The organism is Priestia filamentosa, assembly GCF_900177535.1.
Lineage (GTDB): Bacteria > Bacillota > Bacilli > Bacillales > Bacillaceae_H > Bacillus_I > Bacillus_I filamentosa.
Window position 1 is genome coordinate 66,137 of the sequence record NZ_FXAJ01000001.1, and the last position, 19,789, is coordinate 85,925.

General features: G+C 37.1%; 20 protein-coding genes. 16 read left to right on the top strand and 4 right to left on the bottom strand.

What is annotated here, in order from left to right; genetic code table 11:
* Window positions 1–42: 42 nt before the first annotated feature.
* Both B9N79_RS00450 and B9N79_RS00455 read left to right on the top strand, forming a co-directional pair.
* A complete protein-coding gene (locus tag B9N79_RS00450) occupies window positions 43–2,445 on the top strand; it encodes a heavy metal translocating P-type ATPase (protein WP_040056945.1) in 2,403 nt (800 codons plus the stop codon).
* Between the two features lie 64 nt (window positions 2,446–2,509).
* Window positions 2,510–3,349, top strand: coding sequence for an MBL fold metallo-hydrolase (locus B9N79_RS00455; protein WP_046217913.1), 840 nt, complete (start codon window positions 2,510–2,512; stop codon window positions 3,347–3,349).
* A 141-nt stretch (window positions 3,350–3,490) separates the two neighbouring features.
* On the opposite strand, the gene B9N79_RS00460 is transcribed toward B9N79_RS00455, so the two are convergent.
* On the bottom strand, window positions 3,491–3,712 hold the full coding sequence (locus B9N79_RS00460; protein ID WP_019391145.1) for a DeoR family transcriptional regulator: 222 nt from the start codon (window positions 3,710–3,712) through the stop codon (window positions 3,491–3,493).
* 307 nt (window positions 3,713–4,019) lie between these two features.
* On the opposite strand from B9N79_RS00460, the gene pepV reads away from it, so the two are divergent.
* On the top strand, window positions 4,020–5,396 hold the full coding sequence (gene pepV, locus B9N79_RS00465; protein WP_040056943.1) for a dipeptidase PepV: 1,377 nt from the start codon (window positions 4,020–4,022) through the stop codon (window positions 5,394–5,396).
* A gap of 52 nt (window positions 5,397–5,448) precedes the next feature.
* Here pepV and cysK read toward each other — a convergent pair whose 3' ends face one another.
* Window positions 5,449–6,369, bottom strand: coding sequence for a cysteine synthase A (gene cysK / locus B9N79_RS00470; protein ID WP_162493193.1), 921 nt, complete (start codon window positions 6,367–6,369; stop codon window positions 5,449–5,451).
* A 173-nt stretch (window positions 6,370–6,542) separates the two neighbouring features.
* Between cysK and thpR the strand changes: the two genes are divergently transcribed.
* From thpR to B9N79_RS00495, 5 genes are all read left to right on the top strand, one after another.
* Entirely contained in the window at window positions 6,543–7,115 is a 573-nt protein-coding gene (thpR, locus tag B9N79_RS00475; RefSeq protein ID WP_046217912.1) for an RNA 2',3'-cyclic phosphodiesterase, read from the top strand.
* Window positions 7,112–7,507 (top strand): CidA/LrgA family protein, encoded by a 396-nt coding sequence (locus B9N79_RS00480; protein ID WP_019391149.1) that lies wholly within the window; start codon window positions 7,112–7,114, stop codon window positions 7,505–7,507. The genes thpR and B9N79_RS00480 overlap by 4 nt, the downstream gene beginning before the upstream one ends.
* Window positions 7,504–8,196 carry an LrgB family protein gene (locus tag B9N79_RS00485; protein ID WP_019391150.1) on the top strand — a complete coding sequence of 231 codons (693 nt, stop codon included), beginning with the start codon at window positions 7,504–7,506 and terminating at the stop codon, window positions 8,194–8,196. Before B9N79_RS00480 ends, B9N79_RS00485 begins: the two co-directional genes overlap by 4 nt.
* 137 nt (window positions 8,197–8,333) lie before the next feature.
* Complete coding sequence (locus tag B9N79_RS00490; RefSeq protein WP_085117675.1) at window positions 8,334–9,281, top strand: nuclease-related domain-containing protein; 948 nt, start codon at window positions 8,334–8,336, stop codon at window positions 9,279–9,281.
* 268 nt (window positions 9,282–9,549) lie between these two features.
* Window positions 9,550–10,326, top strand: a complete 777-nt coding sequence (locus tag B9N79_RS00495; protein WP_026009468.1) for a phosphotransferase family protein — start codon at window positions 9,550–9,552, stop codon at window positions 10,324–10,326.
* On the opposite strand, the gene B9N79_RS00500 is transcribed toward B9N79_RS00495, so the two are convergent.
* Window positions 10,321–10,599 carry a YtzH-like family protein gene (locus B9N79_RS00500; RefSeq protein ID WP_019391153.1) on the bottom strand — a complete coding sequence of 93 codons (279 nt, stop codon included), beginning with the start codon at window positions 10,597–10,599 and terminating at the stop codon, window positions 10,321–10,323. The genes B9N79_RS00495 and B9N79_RS00500 overlap by 6 nt on opposite strands.
* Window positions 10,600–10,751: 152 nt before the next feature.
* Here B9N79_RS00500 and trmB point away from each other — a divergent pair, with 152 nt between their 5' ends.
* Both trmB and B9N79_RS00510 read left to right on the top strand, forming a co-directional pair.
* Complete coding sequence (gene trmB / locus B9N79_RS00505; protein ID WP_046217910.1) at window positions 10,752–11,390, top strand: tRNA (guanosine(46)-N7)-methyltransferase TrmB; 639 nt, start codon at window positions 10,752–10,754, stop codon at window positions 11,388–11,390.
* A gap of 91 nt (window positions 11,391–11,481) precedes the next feature.
* On the top strand, window positions 11,482–12,327 hold the full coding sequence (locus B9N79_RS00510) for a YtnP family quorum-quenching lactonase (protein ID WP_019391155.1): 846 nt from the start codon (window positions 11,482–11,484) through the stop codon (window positions 12,325–12,327).
* On the opposite strand, the gene B9N79_RS00515 is transcribed toward B9N79_RS00510, so the two are convergent.
* Window positions 12,324–12,632, bottom strand: coding sequence for a hypothetical protein (locus B9N79_RS00515; RefSeq protein WP_019391156.1), 309 nt, complete (start codon window positions 12,630–12,632; stop codon window positions 12,324–12,326). The genes B9N79_RS00510 and B9N79_RS00515 overlap by 4 nt on opposite strands.
* 161 nt (window positions 12,633–12,793) lie before the next feature.
* Between B9N79_RS00515 and B9N79_RS00520 the strand changes: the two genes are divergently transcribed.
* The 6 genes from B9N79_RS00520 to B9N79_RS00545 all read left to right on the top strand — a co-directional run bounded on the left by B9N79_RS00520 (window position 12,794) and on the right by B9N79_RS00545 (window position 19,346).
* A complete protein-coding gene (locus B9N79_RS00520) occupies window positions 12,794–13,861 on the top strand; it encodes a M42 family metallopeptidase (protein WP_046217909.1) in 1,068 nt (355 codons plus the stop codon).
* Window positions 13,862–13,925: 64 nt separating this feature from the next.
* Window positions 13,926–14,432, top strand: coding sequence for a DUF84 family protein (locus B9N79_RS00525; protein WP_019391158.1), 507 nt, complete (start codon window positions 13,926–13,928; stop codon window positions 14,430–14,432).
* A gap of 94 nt (window positions 14,433–14,526) precedes the next feature.
* The gene (locus B9N79_RS00530; RefSeq protein WP_019391159.1) at window positions 14,527–14,850 is read left to right on the top strand and encodes a thioredoxin family protein; all 324 of its coding nucleotides are present in this window, start codon (window positions 14,527–14,529) and stop codon (window positions 14,848–14,850) included.
* Between the two features lie 19 nt (window positions 14,851–14,869).
* Window positions 14,870–15,679, top strand: a complete 810-nt coding sequence (locus B9N79_RS00535) for a DUF1444 domain-containing protein (RefSeq protein ID WP_026009469.1) — start codon at window positions 14,870–14,872, stop codon at window positions 15,677–15,679.
* The gene (ytpR, locus tag B9N79_RS00540) at window positions 15,676–16,284 is read left to right on the top strand and encodes a YtpR family tRNA-binding protein (protein ID WP_046217908.1); all 609 of its coding nucleotides are present in this window, start codon (window positions 15,676–15,678) and stop codon (window positions 16,282–16,284) included. Before B9N79_RS00535 ends, ytpR begins: the two co-directional genes overlap by 4 nt.
* Before the next feature lie 266 nt (window positions 16,285–16,550).
* Window positions 16,551–19,346, top strand: a complete 2,796-nt coding sequence (locus B9N79_RS00545; protein WP_048896882.1) for a DNA translocase FtsK — start codon at window positions 16,551–16,553, stop codon at window positions 19,344–19,346.
* The last annotated feature ends 443 nt before the right edge of the window (window positions 19,347–19,789 follow it).

The window sequence follows — 19,789 nt, forward strand, 5'->3', positions numbered from 1 at the left end:
TTAAAAATATATACCCTGTGCAGGTATATGGGGGAGGGCAATATGACAACGTATAAAGAAGCTTCCTTGTCTATTAGTGGAATGACATGTGCAGCATGTGCAAATCGAATTGAGAGAGGATTAAAAAAGTTAGAAGGGATAGAGGAAGCAAATGTAAACTTTGCGTTAGAGTCGTGTACCGTAAAGTATAATAAAGATGAAATAAACGAAAATCAAATTGAAGAAAAAGTGAATAAGCTTGGTTATGAAGTTGTAAAAGAAAAAACAGAGCTTATACTAATGGGGATGACATGCGCAGCATGTGCAAACCGGATTGAGAAAGGGCTGAACAAACTAGAAGGTGTAACAGACGCTACTGTAAACTTTGCACTTGAAACGGCAACAGTCGTTTATAACAAAAATACTCTATCACCATCAGATATGACTGAAAAAGTAAGAAAACTTGGGTATGATGCTAAAGTCAAAGAAGAAACGGAAAATGTTGATTATCGTGAAAAAGTTTTGAAAAGACAGCAAATGAAGTTTTGGGGTTCGCTTATATTAAGTTTGCCGCTTTTATGGACGATGGTCGGCCATTTTTCTTTTACTTCTTTTCTTCCTGTGCCAGCTTTATTTATGAATCCGTGGTTTCAATTCGCATTAGCAACGCCTGTGCAATTTATTGTTGGCGGGCAGTTCTATATTGGCGCTTTTAAAGCATTAAAAAATAAGAGTGCGAATATGGATGTGCTCGTTGCTTTAGGAACAAGTGCTGCTTATTTTTATTCTTTATATATGACTCTCCTTTCATCAGGAAGTCATCACATCGATCTTTATTATGAAACAAGTGCGGTTTTACTTACGCTCATTTTATTAGGCAAACTCTTTGAGGCAAAAGCAAAAGGACGTTCCTCAGAAGCAATCAAGAAAATGATGAGTCTTAAAGCAAAAACAGCCACTATTTTTCGCGACGGTGAAGAAATAGAAGTATCCATTGATGATGTAAGAAAAGGAGATATCTTATATATTAAACCAGGAGAGAAAATTCCTGTTGATGGGGAAGTTATTGCTGGAGAATCAAGCATAGATGAAGGAATGCTTACAGGGGAAAGCGTCCCAGTTGATAAAAAAGTTGGCGACAAAGTAATTGGAGCTACAATTAATAAAAATGGTTTTTTAAAAGTAGAAGCAACTAGAGTTGGAAAAGAAACAGCACTAGCTCAAATTATCCAAGTTGTTGAAGAAGCTCAGGGTTCGAAAGCTCCTATTCAGCGCTTAGCTGATAAAATTTCAGGGGTTTTTGTCCCTATTGTTGTTGGTATTGCAATCCTAACCTTTTTGATTTGGTATATCTGGGTTGAACCAGGACAGTTTGCACCATCTTTAGAAGTGTTGATCGCTGTTCTTGTGATTGCTTGTCCTTGTGCTCTTGGATTAGCAACGCCAACTTCAATCATGGCAGGATCTGGACGTGCCGCAGAATATGGTATTTTATTTAAGGGTGGCGAATATTTAGAAACAGCCCATAAAATTGATACGGTTATTCTTGATAAAACAGGTACGATTACAAATGGAACCCCGAAAGTAACGGATGTTTTAATACGTGGAAAAGTGAGAGTTACAGAACTCTTAAAAATAGCAGGATCAGCTGAAAAACAATCTGAACATCCACTTGCAGGTGCTATCGTAGAAGAAGCAGAAGGAAGAAAAATTGAGCTCTGTTCTGTTTCCCAATTCGAATCTCTCTCAGGGTTCGGAATCACAGCAACTGTAGAGGGAAGAAAAGTTCTTGTTGGTACTCGTAAGCTTATGCTCCAATATGATATTCATATTGAAGCAGCTGAAGAGCATATGAGCAAGCTTGAAGAAGAAGGAAAAACAGCGATGCTTGTAGCTATTGACGGAGCATATGAAGGAATTATTGCTGTGGCAGATACCGTAAAAGAGACATCAAAAGAAGCCGTACAGAGTCTTATAAATAAAGGGTTACAGGTTTTTATGATAACAGGTGATAACGAAAGAACGGCTAGAGCAATTGCAGCGCAAGTTGGAATCCGACGTGTTATTGCAGGAGTGCTTCCAGAAGAAAAGGCCAGCGAAGTGCAAAAGTTGAAAGAAAAAGGCCATTTTGTAGCTATGGTAGGAGATGGAATCAATGATGCTCCTGCTCTTGCCCTTGCTGATGTCGGAATGGCGATTGGAACAGGGACAGATGTTGCCCTAGAAGCAGCAGATATTACTCTTATGCGAGGGGATTTAAATAGTATAGGAGATGCTTTATTTATTAGTGACGAAACGATTAAAAATATTAAACAAAACTTATTCTGGGCATTTGGATACAACACATTAGGAATTCCAATTGCAGCAGCTGGATTACTAGCTCCATGGGTAGCAGGAGCTGCAATGGCATTTAGCTCTGTATCTGTTGTAATTAATGCTCTAAGATTACAAAGATTGAAATTATAAAGGAAGAGGAGTGCTTTTTACTCCTCTATTTTTTGTATAATAAAGTAAAAAAGGGGGAGAAGTCATGAACTTAAGGGTACTAGTTGATAATAATACATACATTGATCGTTATTTTACAGGAGAACCTGCCCTATCTTTCTTTATAGAAGATAGAGAAAAAAGAATATTGTTTGATACAGGCTATTCACATGCGTTTATTCGTAATGCCGAAAAAATGGGAATTAACCTTAGAAAGTTACACTATATTGCATTATCACATGGTCATATTGATCATACGTGGGGATTAACAGATCTTGTAAGGTTGTTTGTGGAGGCAAAAGGAGAAAAAATAGATCATGCAATTCCAACTGTTATTGGACATCCTTTTGTTTTTAACAGTAAGCTCTTTCCTTCAGAGGGTGAAATCGGCAGTCTCTTATCGGAGGAAAAGGTGAATTATCATTTTCCTGTGCATCTATCAAGAAAGCCTTTTTGGTTAACAGAGAAGCTTGTGTTCTTAGGAGAAATCGAAAGAAAGTTTGACTTCGAAGAAGATGAACCAATTGGGAGTGTAATTGTTGAGGGGCAATATGAAGCTGATTATGTAGTAGATGACACAGCCCTAGTGTATAAAGCAAAAGGGGGCCTTGTTGTAATTGTTGGATGTGCTCATTCTGGAATTTGCAATATTATTGAACAAGCAAAAATGGTGTGTGAAGAAGAACGAGTTATAAGTGTAATCGGAGGGTTTCATCTTCTAAATCCATCTAAAAACAGGATTGAGAAAACAGTGAGTTATCTAGAAAAGTTAGAGCTTCAGTCATTATACCCATGTCATTGTACAGATCTTCAATCTAAAATAGCGCTTGCTAGGACAGGGATTATTAAAGAAGTTGGGATAGGATTAAACATCGAGTGGAAGTGAAAAAGGATTTTTATATGAAAGGGCACATAAAAAAAGCTTGTAGTGCCATTCTTTATCCAGAGGGCAGTGGTCTACAAGCAGAAAAAAACGTATGCTGTTTTTTTCAATATCATGCTTCTTCGTTATTTTTTATTTTCGTAGTTAAGATGATGCTCGTACTTTCTTTTCTGTAGCCGTCCATTTTCCTCTACCAGGACTGCGAACTAAATCATTATATGCCAATACATTCAAATCTCGCTGGACAGTCCGTGGAGTAATCCCAAATTCGTCTACTAGCTCCTGAGTCGTTACTGTACCTTTTTGACTAATGAACATGTAAACTGATTTGATGCGAGTTAGCATTCGATTCGTTGCAGGTTTCAAACAACCACTTCCTTATCAGATTTTAACATGGTACGCTTTGCTGATTGGATAATGCCACTACACTTCTATTGTACACAAACACACAAACATTTGAAAAGCAAAAGGCATAAATTAACACAACATTTACAAAATTGTGTAACAATTATGTAATATTGAAGGAAGTCACCTCCATTTACACTTCTTATTTTTAATTATAATAAATTTTCTGAAATATATGAGTAGAATCTTCTAAAACGCTTTATTTTAATTCCTTTTTTATAAAAAGGTATAATGAGAGGGAAGATTTACATAGAAAGGACTGAGAAAAATGAAAAATATTGATTGGGTTCAAGAAGTAGAGAATAGAAAAAATGAACTTATTGAGGATACAAGAGAGCTGTTAAAAATAAAAAGTGTATTAGAAGAAGGAACAGAGAAAGCTCCTTTTGGAGAAGGAATAGCAGAAGCTCTTCACTTTTTGTTGGAAACCGGAAAAAAAGATGGTTTTGTTACAAAGAACGTTGATGGATATGCAGGTCATATTGAGCATGGTTCAGGAGAAGAATTAATTGGTGTTCTTTGTCACATTGATGTAGTTCCTGAGGGAGATGGATGGTCTGTTCCACCGTTTGGAGCAGTGGTGAAAGATGGTCGAATTTATGCAAGAGGAGCAATTGATGATAAGGGTCCAACAATGGCAGCCTACTACGCAATTAAAATTTTAAAAGAGCTTGAGATACCTTTGTCAAAGCGAATTCGAATGATTATTGGAACTGATGAAGAAAGTAACTGGCGCTGTGTCGATCACTATTTTGCTCATGAAGAGATGCCAGGGATTGGATTCGCTCCAGATGCCGACTTCCCTATTATCCATGCTGAGAAAGGCATTATGGATTTTGATCTTATCCAGAAAAAAGATGAGAAGGGAGACAAGGTGCTAAAGTCTCTGACATCAGGGCATCGTTATAATATGGTTCCGGATTATGCAGAAGCCTTGTTAGCTCTAGAAAACTTTGAAGAAGAAACTTTTCATACCTTTTTAGAGAATGAAAATTTAAGCGGTCATGTAACGATAAAGGGAGAAGAAGTGGTTTTGGTAATTGAAGGAGTTTCAGCCCATGGAAGCATGCCTGAACAAGGGGTTAACGCAGGAATTAAAATGTGCGAATTTCTTTCAAATCTTGCATTAGATGAGAAAGCAAATGAATTTGTGCGGTATGGAGCGCAGATGTTCTGTGGGGACTATTATGGGAAAAAGCTAGGAATCGCATATAAAGATGAAGTAAGCGGGCCGTTAACTGTAAATATTGGTCTTATTCGCTATAAGGAAGATGAAGGGGGAAAATACGGCCTCAACATTCGCTATCCTGTTACACAACAATCAAGCGCCATTATTGAAGGAATTGATCAAAAAACATTTTCAATTGAAAATGTTGATGATTCACCTCCACATCATGTTGAAAAAGATCATCAACTTATTCAAACACTGCAACGCGTTTACGAAGAGCGTACAGGAGAGGAGGCAACGCTCTTAGCTATTGGAGGAGGGACATATGCACGGGCATTGAAAGCTGGTGTTGCATTTGGGCCTTTATTTCAAGGACGAGAAGATGTTGCACATAAAAAAGATGAATATATGGATATAGAAGATTTATTAAAAGCAACAGCCATTTATGCTCAAGCACTATATGAATTAGCAAAGTAAAAAAATATAACAAAATAAAAAAGATAGAAGAATTCTCTTCTATCTTTTTTATTTATTCATTTTCAAAATCAAATAAGTCTGTTGATAAATAACGTTCTCCTGTATCACAAGCAATACAAACCACAACTTCCTGAGGAGATAAGCGTTTAGCAACTTCAATTGCTGCAAAGCATGCTCCCCCAGAAGATGGCCCAACAAGGATTCCTTCTTGAGAAGCAAGGCTACGTACCATCTCATATGCTTGTTCATCTTTTATTTTAAAAATTTCATCATAAACATCTTGGTGAAGCGTTTCAGGAATAAAACCAGGGCTTGTACCAACGAGCTTGTGGCGTCCTGGTTTACCTCCTGATAGAACAGGGGAACCAGCTGGTTCTACAACATGAACCGTAATATTTGGATCATGTTTTTTCAATGTTTCGCCTGTACCCGTAATCGTCCCGCCTGTTCCTGCTGTTGCAACAAAGGCAGTAAGTTTCTTCCCAATAGAATCAAGCGCATTTATAATTTCAGGTGCTGTTGTATTCCGATGGGCATCTGGGTTTGCTTGGTTTTTAAATTGCATTGGGATAAAAGAGTTCGGAATAGTTTTAGCAAGCTCCTCTGCTTTTCGGATAGATCCTTGCATTTTTTCTTCACCAGGCGTAAGTACAACGTCTGCCCCATATGCTTTTAATAAGTTAATTCGCTCTTGGCTCATTGTATCCGGCATCACAAGAATAGAACGATAGCCTCTTGCAGAAGCATTCATCGCTAAACCAATCCCCGTGTTTCCACTTGTAGGTTCAATAATAACAGAATCAGCAGTTAATAATCCGGCTTTCTCTGCTTCAATAATCATATTATAAGCGGCCCGGTCTTTTACGCTTTTACTTGGATTCATAAATTCTAATTTTAGATAAACAGACGCTCCATTTGCTGGCTGTAAGCGGTTTAACTTCACAAGGGGAGTTTCTCCAATTAATTCTCCCATGTTGTTGGCTACTTTCACTACTGTCACCTCAATCACTTTGTATGTAAATAAGAGTATTAAATATAATATTACTATAACATATCTTTAATTTCTTACGAAAAGCCACCTTGTAGTCTTTTCATAAATTGCGGTAAAGTAAAAAAAACTAATTCATTATAAAGGAGAAAAGTGGAATGTCATCTTCTCACTATTTTATTGGAATTAAACTTCCTAAAGAGATTAACGAACAAGTTCATGCATGGGTGCAAAAGTATAAAAAAGAGCTTCCGTTTAAAAAGTTTGTTCATGAAGAAGATTACCATATTACCCTTGCTTTTTTAGGAGAAACAACTAATGAAATCCTAGCATTATTAATTAAACAGCTTGAAGAAAACAGTAAGAATGTTTCCTCCTTTAAATTAGTAACACTTGAAACAGGTGTTTTTGGATCAGCATCAAAACCTCGCGTATTTTGGCTTGGTGTTCATCATGAGGAAAATCTGTTCCAGCTTGAACAAGTTGTTCGCACTAATTGTGAAAAAAGTGGAAAAAAACTTGAATCAAGACCGTACCGTCCTCATATTACATTGGCTAAACGATTTAATGAAGGAGATAAAGGTATCGAAGAAAAATTTATAAAAAATAATGATCTCCAAAGTTTATCATGGGATGTGGTAGAATATCAGCTTGTTAAAATTAATCCATCTAGAACCCCTAAATATGAAGTAGTTCAAAACTTTTCCTTAAATAGGGGAGAAGAGCTATGAAACGTTTTAGTTTGATAGCTCTTCAAATTTTGTTCCTTTACTTCTTGTATAAATGCGGTACATTTATAGCTTCATTTTTTCATCTTCCTGTTCCTGGAAGTATTGTGGGGATGCTCATATTGTTTTTGTTGTTACAGTTCAAATTAATACAAGCAAAATGGGTAAGTGAAGGAGCAAATTGGCTGCTTTCTTATCTTTCCCTTTTATTTGTTCCGGCAACCGTTGGGATTATTGATTATTTATCGTTCTTTGCTTCAAAAGGTATTCTTACAATTTTTATCGTTATTATAAGTACATTTCTCGTTATGATGACAGCAGGGTTGTTAACTCAATATTTTGCTAGAAAGCAAGAAAGGGTAACAAGAACAGGGGAAAGAGAGGTATCAAGATGAATGTGCTATTAGCGATTATAGTCATTTTAGCAACAATATTAATTTATATACTTATGAAACGTGTTTATGAGCAATATCGATTTCCACTCCTTGTTCCAACAGCAACTACAACGCTAATTCTTGTCGTGCTGCTCTTACTTTGTCAAATAGATTACAAACAGTATATGGTTGGTGGGAAGTGGATTGGAGAGCTGTTAGGTCCTGCCGTTGTTGCTCTGGCGTACCCATTATTTAGAAATAAGCATATTTTAAAGAAATACGGTTTTTCTCTTTCTTTAGGGGTTGTGGGAGGGGCGCTTGTAGGAATATTTAGTGGCATATATTTAAGTGTTTTATTACATATTGACTCGACATTCATTAAAGCGTTAGCCCCGAAGTCTGTTACATCTCCTGTTGCTATGGACGTTGCAATGATTACTAAAAGTTCTCCATCGCTTGCAGCTGTTTATGTAATGATTGCAGGAATATCAGGAGCTGTGTTTGGAAACATATTGTTAAAATATTGTCATGTGAATCATTTTGTTGGAATAGGAGCTGCATTTGGTACAGGAGCCCATGGAATTGGAACAGCAAAAGCTTTGGAACTTGGAGAAGAGAAAGGAGCCATCAGTTCTGTTGCAATGACGTTGAGTGCTATTGTTACTGTTCTTCTTTGTCCAGCAGCCATTTCCTTTATTTTGAATGCTTAGCATAACGAAATAAATGTTGTTCCGTCTCTGTATTTAATATTAAAATAAAAGTACTTATAAAATGATAAAAATGGGTAATTTAACATGATTATGGCAAAAAAATGTCCAAATATAACAGCTCGGGAGACGAGGACAAAATGGCACAGTTAATTAAACTACAAGACTATATATCACGCTATGAACAAGATATTTATCAATATCCTAGTCACTATATTCAATTGAAGAAAAAAAACTGGGAGTTAATAAGATTAGCATTTGATAAAGGAGAATCTTTAATTGCTGAGGAAGAGATTGTAGAAGAAGCAGAGACCAGAGCAAAAGAAAAGAGTACTTTTTTAGATAACTTAAAAACATTATTTCAACGGAGAAATAAAGAAGTAATGGTGGAAGAACAACAAGAGCCTGTAATGACAGAGGAGAAACTGTTTGAAAAGTCACTTCGTCATTTCACAACAGAACCAAAAACAATTGAGGATTTAAAAATTTTATTTTTAGACAATCTTTTTCAACTCCAAACGCAGTGGGCAAGTTCAACTGTTCTAACATCTCAAGCAATACCCTATTCTTTATATTATAACGAACATTTGAAATACTTTTTGCAACGTTTTCCTGATAATTATTTACTCTTATATAATCCTGTTTTAAAGCTCAAAAAAGCACCAATTGAAACAGACCTTATTTTAATTAGCCCACTTGAAACAATTTGTATTTCTATTGTTGAAGGAAAGGAAAATGGGATTTTTCAATATAACCAAGGAATATTTTGGAAGTATTTAGACGGAGAAGACGAAAAGAAAATTGTAAATCCTTTTATTAGTTTAAATAGAACAGGTCTTATTGTTCAAAAACTTTATGAGCGAGCAAACTGTGATTTTCCTGTACGTAAAGTTGTATTAAATCGAAAAGGATATTTTGACTGTCCTATTGTTCCTCATGATACGATGCTTGTTGATAGGAGAAATTATGGGGAATGGTTTGAGCAACTTAGAACGCTAACAACTCCTTTAAAGCATAGGCAGCTAAAGGCAGCCAAAGCCCTCCTAACAAGTACTCAAAATACACTTGTCACCAAAGAAGAAGAGTAAATCGTTATTGTAAGCTACGTTTAATTCATATTTGTTCAGGTTACATTAATAAAGATACGATAAAGCCTAATTTACGTGTGGAAACATTAAATAAGAGAAAACTTCTGCAACTATTCTTGTTTATCTGTCAGTTTTACTTGACGAAAAAAGATATTTGAGGATAAAATCAAAAAAGGATGGCTACTTGTCTGTGTATCCTCAGGTAGCTGTCTTTTTTATTTCTAAACTTCTAAATGAAATGTGTGTGTTGAAATTGAAGGTGAACTGGTTGGAACATATATTAGGAAGTGAATGGAAGATAACGCCAGCAGGCGGCTCAACAGGAGATGCTTATTTTGCGAAGTTTCAGGATCGGGAACTTTTTTTAAAGCGAAATTCATCGCCTTTTTTAGCTATGCTTTCAGCAGAAGGAATTGTTCCAAAACTTGTATGGACAAGAAGAATGGAAAATGGAGATGTTATTACTGCGCAACATTGGCTGAATGGCCGAGAACTAAAACCAAGTGATATGGTTTCAACAAAAGTAGCAAAACTGCTCAGTAAAATCCACTATTCTCAAGAACTGTTAGACATGTTAAAAAGATTAGGTAAAACGCCGTTGCGTCCAGATGAACTTTTACAAAGTTTATATCAACATATCGATCATGAACTACTAGCAATTCCAGCAGTTCAAGAAGGTATTCGATATCTACAGCGTGAATTACCAAACATTCATACGATTCGTTACGGAGTTTGTCATTGTGATGTTCATCATAACAACTGGCTGTTAGGAGAAAATGGACAGATGTACCTGATTGATTGGGACGAAGCAATGATTGCAGATCCTGCTATTGATTTAGGATTGCTTTTTTACCTCTATATTCCGAAATCAGAGTGGGGAGAATGGCTCGAAGAATATGGAGCAGAAATGACTGATGACTTAGAACACCGAATGAAGTGGTATGCCATCAGCCAAATGATCTCTCTTATGCAGTCACATAAAGACTGTCAAGATGAACGAGAAATGAATAGATTACATCATCACCTCAGCGAGCTTGTTTCATGATAAAGTGTGAAGTTCGTCCATCCATTGAGTTAAATTAGCTTGATTTGTTTGGATATATTGATTAAGCTCGCTGCTTCCTTTCCCAGTCTGTGAATAGTAATAAATGTTTTCTAAAGTTTTTTTAACTTCCTCCTTCGTCTGCGCATTTGCTAGCATCGATTTAGCGAGACGCTCCATTTGCTCACATTCCGAAACAGTTCCACAGCAGTCACTTTGATGTTCTGAAAGAATATCTTTTAATACACTAAGCTGATTTTGATAATTTAATGGCATAAGTATCACCTTTTCTTTACGTAGTGCCTTTAGTTTTATCTTTATCAACACATTTATGCGATATATTAACAACTAAAAATTTAACTGAACTAGACAGCCTTTCCTCTCAATTAGGAAAGAAGTGAAAAACATAAATAGATGAGGTGTGTAACATGCGTTTGCGAAACAAGCCATGGGCAAAAGATTATATTGATGCCCATCCACAGTACATTATTCCGACTCCAGAGAAACGTAAGGGGGATTGGAAGGGTGTATTTCAAAATGATAACCCAATCCATATTGAAGTTGGAACTGGGAAAGGTCAGTTCTTAATCGGAATGGCGAAACAAAATCCTCATATTAACTATATTGGGATTGAAGCATATCAAAGTGTTATTGTGAGTGCTCTTGAAAAGCTCATTGAGGAAGATTTACCAAATTTGAAGCTTCTTGACGTTAACGCGGAAAATTTAACAGACTATTTTGCTCAAGATGAGATTGACCGTGTGTATTTGAACTTTTCTGATCCATGGCCAAAGCCTCGCCATGAAAAAAGACGTCTCACATACAAAACATTCCTAGAGCAATATGAAGAAGTGCTTGTTAAAAATGGAGAAATTCATTTTAAAACAGATAATCAAGGATTGTTTGAGTATTCACTTCAAAGCTTTTCAGCTTATGGTATGCTTCTGACGTTTGTTAGTCTTGATCTTCATAAGCTAGAGGATGAAAATAATATTATGACAGAATATGAAGAAAAATTTTCTGAAAAAGGAAATCGTATTTATCGCTGCGAAGTGCAGTTCAAATAAGACTTATGCGCCGTACAAAGACGGCGCATTTTTTGTATGCGAAAAAAATGGAGCGTGATACAATAAAGAAAAAGCAAAAGGAGGTTATTTTTTGGAAACGTTATCATTAGGGGAGCTAAAACTTACTTGGTTAGATGGAGGAGACAATCATCTTGACGGTGGGGCAATGTTTGGTGTAGTTCCTAAGGCTTTATGGTCAAAAAAATATGAAGAAAATGAAAAAAATCAAATTCCGCTTCGTACAGATCCTATTTTAATTCAAAAAGAAAATAAAAACTTTCTTATTGATACAGGGCTTGGGGTTGCTAAACTAACAGAAAAGCAAAAGCGTAATTTCGGCGTAACAAGAGAATCTAATCTTATCCCTGCTCTTAAAGAATTAGGGATGTCTCCAGAAAATATTGATGTTGTTTTGATGACACATCTTCATTTTGACCATGCTTGCGGTTTAACAAGTGTAAAAGAGGGGCAGTTTGTATCTACATTTCAAAATGCTGAAATCTTCGTCACTAAAACCGAATGGGATGAGATGAGAAGTCCGAACCTTCGCTCACGAAACACATATTGGAAACAGAACTGGGAAGCAATAAGCAAGCAAGTCGTTCCTTTTGAAGAGTCAGTAAGTGTAATAAGTGAAATAGAAATGATTAAAACAGGAGGGCATAGCGGCGGTCATGCCATTATCCGACTAGAAAGTGATGGGCATGTTGCTTATCATCTTGGTGATTTGCTTGGTACACATGCCCATCAAAATCCACTGTGGGTTATGGCTTATGATGATTATCCGGTCACATCTGTTTTACAAAAAGAGCGTTGGTTAAAAAAAGCCATTGATGAAAAGGCTTGGCTAACTTTTTATCATGACTATTATTATCGTGCCTTAACATGGAACGATAAAGGTGTGATTGTTGATTCGGTAAAAATTCAAAGAGACTAGCCAATTTTCTTGAATTCGATAAGTGAGCCTGTCACACTATCAACAAAAAACTCATAGTGTTCTTGTAGACCATTTTTACTTCTTGTAATACCGCCTTGATATCCTTCAAAAAATAACTCATCTTTGTGAAACGTCTTTTTAGTTGTTTCAATCCAAGAACCGCTAACTGTTCCATTTTGTTTGAAAACGCGTTTTACAGTTTCAAGAGCTTTTTCAGCATCCATCTTTTGTTCACACGTTCTTTGAAGAAGATAAGTTCCAGCTGCACCTGCAGCAAGTCCAATAGCTAAGCTTTTCCAATTCATTTCTTCCACTCCATTTCTGTAACAGCTTTCATTATAAGAAAGTATACAGAACAAAAGGTGGTTTGTTAAGTAAAAAGGGGCGAATTCGTTCTGCAGTAGCAATTCATGATTGTTTTCGATAAAATAAAGAAATAACTATACATATCTAAAGGGGCATGATGATGAATCAAGAAACTTTAGCATTATTTAAAACATTAACCGAATTACCTGGAGCATCAGGCAATGAACATGCTGTTCGCACATTTATGAAAGAAGAGCTTGCGAAATATTCTGATGAAATTATTCAAGATCGTCTTGGCAGTACATTTGGAGTTCGAAATGGCAACGGTCCAAAAGTAATGGTTGCAGGTCACATGGATGAAGTAGGGTTTATGGTTACCTCTGTAACAGATAAAGGGATGCTTCGATTTCAACCTCTTGGGGGCTGGTGGAGTCAAGTACTGCTTGCCCAACGCGTAGAAGTTATAACAAAAAATGGACCTGTAGTAGGCGTTATTGCGTCCATTCCGCCACATCTTCTCGATGAGAGTCAGCGCAACCGCCCAATGGCCATTAAAAATATGCTTATTGATGTTGGAGCAGATAGCAAAGAAGAAGTAAAAGAAATGGGCATTAAGCAAGGAGATCAGATTGTACCTATCTGCCCATTCACACCGATGAAAAATGAGAAAAAGATCTTAGCTAAAGCATGGGACAATAGATATGGCTGTGGCTTAGCAATTGAGTTATTAAAAGAGCTTAAAGACGAAAAGCTCCCAAATACGCTTTATTCAGGCGCAACAGTGCAGGAAGAAGTTGGCTTAAGAGGAGCTCAATCTGCAGCAAATATGATTAATCCAGATCTCTTTTATGCTCTTGATGCAAGTCCTGCAAATGATACCTCTGGAGACAAGAATGCGTTCGGACAGCTTGGAAAAGGAGTGCTCCTCCGTATCCTAGACCGGACGATGGTCACACATCGAGGAGTAAGAGAATTCGTACTTGATACAGCAGAAACAAACAATATTCCATATCAATATTTTGTATCACAAGGTGGGACAGATGCTGGACGCGTTCATTTATCAAATAAGGGTGTTCCTTCAACAGTAATTGGAATCTGTTCACGCTATGTTCATACAAGTGCATCAATGGTTCACATTGATGACTATGCGGCAGCAAAAGAACTGCTTATCAAGCTTGTAAAATCTTCAGATCAAACAACGTTAAACACGATTTTAGAACAAGGTTAATAGACAAAGGTTCGGTCAAGCGTATGCTACGCTACCGAACTTTTTTATGAAAGGGGAAGAGAATATGATTGCGCTCGGTACGACAAATCCTGCAAAAATAAGAGCTGTACAAGCTGTCTTTACGACAACAGAAATTAAAGCTTTATCCGTATCAAGCGAAGTCTCCGCTCAGCCATTTTCAGATGAGGAAACCGTTGAAGGAGCTATTAACAGAGCCCGAAACGCAAAAGTTGAAGCAAACGTCGCAATTGGAATTGGGTTAGAAGGGGGCGTTGTGGAGACTGATAGAGGGTTGCTTTTATGCAACTGGGGAGCACTTCTTGCTTCAGACTGTGAGCCTATTGTAGCGGGAGGATTGCGTATTCCGCTTCCAGAGGAATTTGTTGCCCCTTTAAAAAGTGGTCGAGAGCTTGGGGAAATCATTGATGAATATGCCAAAAAAGAGAACGTTAGACAAAATGAAGGAGCTATTGGCATTTTAACAGGAGGATATATTTCAAGAGAGCAAGTTTTTACAGATATTGTAAAAGCTCTGATTGGACAGTATAAGCAATTAAAAAGTTGCCGATAAATGTTGTTAGTATACTTTCATTGCGGTGAATCTCTTCATTTGTTAACATCAAAAAGATATCATATTTTACTGTATAATCTAGGAGGAAAAGTGAATGGAAAAATTATCAACAATTGAACAATATAGAGAATTAGCTGGGAAAGAAGATGTTATTTTCATGTTTTCAGCAGACTGGTGTCCGGACTGTCGTGTAATTGAGCCCATTTTACCAGAAGTTATGGAGAAATATAATCAATATAAATTCTTCTATGTAGATCGTGATGACTTTATTGAGTTATGTCAAGAACTTAATATCTTTGGCATTCCAAGCTTTGTTGCATTCAGTAAGGGAGAAGAGATTGGTCGATTTGTAAGCAAAGATAGAAAAACACAGGAAGAAATTGAGCAGTTTATCGAAGGTCTATCCTCTAATTCTTAAGGAGTGAGAGCAGTTGAAAATGACAAGCTTGAAAATGCGTGATCTTTTAAAAGAACGATTGAAAAATGATCATTGGACGTTTTCTTTTGATCGTGAAAAAGACACGTTGCGCATTGAAGATAAAGAGACAAAAAAGGGAACAACAGTCTCTTTACCAGGGCTTATTGCCAAATGGGAAATAAGGAAAGAAAAAGCCATTGATGAGATGGTTTACTATATAGAAGAGGCATTGAAAGTAATGTCACAAGAACAAGAATTAACAGGCAAAGAACGGAATGTTTATCCTGTTATTCGCTCAACCTCTTTCCCAACAGAAGCGAACGATGGTACAAAGCTTTTATATGATGACCATACGGCAGAGACACGTATTTACTATGCCCTTGACCTTGGAACGACGTATCGTCTTATTGATGAACGCCTTTTGAAAAAAGAAGGATGGGATTTACTGAAAGTTCGTGAGATGGCTCGTTTCAACCTTCGTTCGTTGCCACTTTCATATCGAGAAGATACCGTGGCAGGAAATACGTTCTATTTTGTTAACAACAAAGATGGTTATGATGCTAGTCGCATTTTAAACGAGTCAATTTTAAAGAAATTCTCAGCCGAAATTCATGGTACAATGGCAGTGGCTGTTCCACATCAAGATGTTTTAATTATTGCCGATATTAAAAACGATACAGGTTATGACGTGCTTGCACAGATTACAATGAGCTTTTTTGCTGATGGTCATGTGCCGATTACAGCACTCTCTTTCCTTTATGAGAACGGTGGATTAGAGCCAATTTTCATTTTAGCTAAAAATAGAAAAAAGGACGGTAAAAAATCATGAACGTATTTTACAATCGAGAAGGAATCGGTGATACACTCATCGTAAAAATAAATGAGCTTGAGCTTCAAGATCGAGCTGTTGAGCGCAATGGTGATGTAGCACGCGTATATCACAATAAAACAAACGAAACAGCAGGATATAATATTTTTAATGCTTCTACATATTTTACAGTGTCAGCAAACGGCTTAGTTGATCTAACAGAAGAGTTAGCAGAGAAAATCAATGAAACAATCGAAAAAAGCGGTTTTAAAAAAGTAGAAGTTGATTTATCACCAAAGTTTGTTGTTGGATATGTAGAATCAAAAGAAAAGCACCCAGATGCAGATAAATTAAATGTATGTCAAGTAAACGTAGGAAATGAAACACTTCAAATTGTGTGTGGAGCGCCGAACGTTGATCAAGGTCAAAAGGTTGTTGTAGCAAAAGTTGGAGCTGTTATGCCAAGCGGAATGGAAATTAAAGATGCAGAGCTTCGCGGCGTAGCTTCTTCTGGAATGATCTGTTCAGCAAAAGAATTAGCACTTCCAGATGCACCGAAGGAAAAAGGAATTCTCGTTCTAGAAGATAATGCAGAAATTGGAAAACCTTTTTTGACAAATAAATAACAAATAGAAGAGAGTCTAGAGACAAATACTACATTTTTCTTTCAGACATTACAAATGTTTAAAAATCGTTGAAAGCTCTTTTTTATATTTGATAAAATTACAGACCACTAGTGTATACACTAGTGGTCTTTATTTGTAAAAATATGAAGAAGAGGATAGAAAATCTTAAAAACGTGGTAAAATGTATGTGAAAATGAAAAGAATTCCTTTGCGAAAAATTTAAGCCGAGATTTGAATAGATAAAGTAAAACGTTGGAGTGATGAAAATGGGTTTTATCCGAAAATTTGTGGATTACTTATTAGGATATGAAGTGAAGGAGATTATTGTAGAAGAACCTGCTCAAGAAGAGAAAAAGAAACAGCAGCAAAGTCCTAAAAAGCAACCAAAACATCCAATCGTAAAACCGAGTGGGCCAAACGGAGTGAAAACACCGCAGTCTGATTTGGAAACGCGAGTCGCTTATCAATATCCAAAAGGAAAGTTTCGTTTCCCTCTTATTGATGATAATGCAGACGTTAGACAGCCTCGACAAGAGCGAGAAGAGGAGCGTGAGGTGCGTCCGTCAGCGCGTTGGAAAGAAGAAGAAAACGCAGCTCCTCGTCACAGAGAAGAAGAACAACCAAAACGGTCATCTAATAGACCCTCTAATAGGAGAAGAAATCATGAGGTTCGTCCATCAGCACGATGGAAGGAAGAGTATGAAGAACTTCCTGTCTCTAATGAAGAAAGCTCTCTTTCTTCCAAAGAGAGAAGAAGAACGCCAAAACAATGGAGAGAGCAGCAAGAAAGTAGTGAAAGAATGTCTTCTGATCACCTAAAACCAAAGGTAGAAGAAGAAAAGTTAAGAGCAAGACCGTTTCGTCCAACTGAAATACCTTCTCCTATTTATGGATTTAATCAGCGTCCGGATAAAAAGGAGGAACCTGAGGAAGTTTATGACGACATTATTGAATTTGAGCTTCCTTCATCTGCGCCAATTAGAGAACGACGTGAAATAGAAAAGAAAGATGAATCAGCTTATCGTGCCTTTCCTACTTTTGAAGAGCATTCACCACCAACGCAAGAAGAGATTTATACGATGAATGAAAGTGAGCCACTTCAAAAGGAGAAGGTTGCTTCTTACGAAGAGGCGGAGCAGCTTGAAGAAGTAGATTCTATGTATACGAATGAAGCAAAAGAAGAAGTGTCAGCTACAGAAGAGCCTTCTTTATACGAAGAAGAGGAAGCTCCTGCTCACTCTTTTAAAAATGAAAGTGAAGATGAACAACCAACACAGAATGCTGTCTCTTTGTCTCCTATTCAAGAGATTGAAGAAGAGAGAAAAGAGGACATAAGCTCAGCTTCATTAGAAGATGAAAGAATAGAAGAATACGAGATAAAAGAACCCGAGCCTATTGAAGAGAAGCAGACTGAAGCTCCTGTTGAGGAAGTCCGTGAGCAAAGAAAAGTGTCACCTGACGACAGGGAAGAGAAACGAAAACGGCATGTTCCTTTCAATGTTATGATGCTTAAAAAAGACCGACAGGAATTAAAAAAAAAAGTAGAAAAAGAGACGATTCTTCCAACTAACGAAGAGATGAATGAACGTGATAGTAACAGGGATAGAGAATTGGAAGAAAAGATTAATAGAGAACATTATCAGTTTCCTGAGCTAGCTCTTTTGGCAGATCCCCCAAGAACGGAGGGGGATGATGAAGAGTGGATGCTAAGTCAAAGCGAGCTCTTGAACACAACTCTTTTTAACTTCAATGTTCGAGCAAGCGTTGTAAATGTTACGCAAGGCCCAACAGTAACTCGCTTTGAGGTACAGCCAGAACCAGGTGTAAAAGTAAGCAAAGTAACAAACTTAACTGATGACATTAAGTTAAGTATGGCGGCTCAAGATATTCGAATGGAAGCCCCTATTCCAGGCAAGAATGCAATTGGTATTGAGCTTCCAAACCGAAATAGCAAACCTGTTCTTTTAAAAGAAATTCTAGAAAGTAACGAATTTCAACAAAGCGCGTCACCGCTTTCTGTTGCTTTAGGTCTAGATATTTCAGGTGAGCCTATTGTGATGGATTTAAACAAAATGCCGCATGGTCTTATTGCAGGAGCAACGGGTTCAGGGAAAAGTGTGTGTATTAATACAATTATTGTCAGTCTTCTTTATAAAGCAGCGCCACATGAAGTGAAATTGATGCTCATTGATCCCAAAATGGTAGAGCTTGCGCCATATAATCATATTCCTCATCTTGTAAGCCCAGTTATTACAGATGCAAAAGCTGCTACTTCTGCTTTGAAGTGGGCTGTGGAGGAAATGGAAAGAAGATATGAACTCTTCGCTCATACAGGAGTACGTGATATTAAAAAGTATAATGAGCTTGTTGAGAAAAAAGGAGAAAAAGGGCAGGAGCTTCCTTACCTTGTTATTATCATCGATGAGCTTGCTGATCTTATGATGGTATCTCCAGGGGAAGTCGAAGAGGCAATCTGTCGAATCGCACAAAAGGCTCGGGCATGTGGTATCCATCTACTTCTGGCTACACAACGTCCATCTGTAGACGTAATTACAGGCCTGATCAAAGCAAACGTTCCGACGCGTATTGCCTTTTCTGTATCTTCACAAGTAGATTCAAGAACAATCATTGATACAGCGGGAGCTGAGAAGCTACTCGGAAAAGGAGATATGCTTCTGCTCGCAAATGGCTCGTCAAAATCAGTGCGGATCCAAGGGAACTTTGTGTCAGATGAGGAAATTGATGAAGTTGTTCAGCATGTAAGAGACCAAATGAAGCCGAACTATTTATTTAACCAAGAGCAGCTTCTTCAAAAGCATGATAGCTTTGCGAGCGATGAAGACGAGCTTTTTTATGATGCTTGTGAGTTTGTAATCAATCAAGGTGGTGCCTCAACATCAAGCGTTCAGCGTCGCTTTCGAGTAGGATATAACCGTGCAGCTCGTCTTATTGATATGATGGAGGAACAAGGGGTTATTTCAGGATCAAGAGGCAGTAAGCCTCGTGATGTGTTAATGAGTGAGGATGAGCTTATGGAGCTTCAAGGAACAAGTACATTTTAATAAAAGAATGGCATATATGTGAAGAATAAAACTTAACGTTGTCGAGATGCAAAAAATGTTTTACTATATGAAAAGACAGCATTGTTTTACAGCTAAAGAGCACATTGCTCTCTAGAAAGTAAAGTGCTCTTACTTCACGCCAAATAGTATGTCAAAGATGAAGAAGTACAGAAGCTAAAAGAAAAAAGCTATTTTTATGAATGAGAGAAGTAGAAAAAAGGGAAAGCTAAATATGGAAAAAAAGGAAAAACATACAGAAACTTATCCTCAATCGTAATGGTTTATTATCTAAAGAAATGGTATAATGATGAACTGTTACAGTGAAAAGCTGTACATAAAGTACGTTCTTTATTCTTTTTTAAGCTCGTTAGCACCCTGAGGCAAGGCTTTTTTCTACTGTCAAAAGCTCAAGATTTACGATTGGAAAATTTAATTTTATGCAA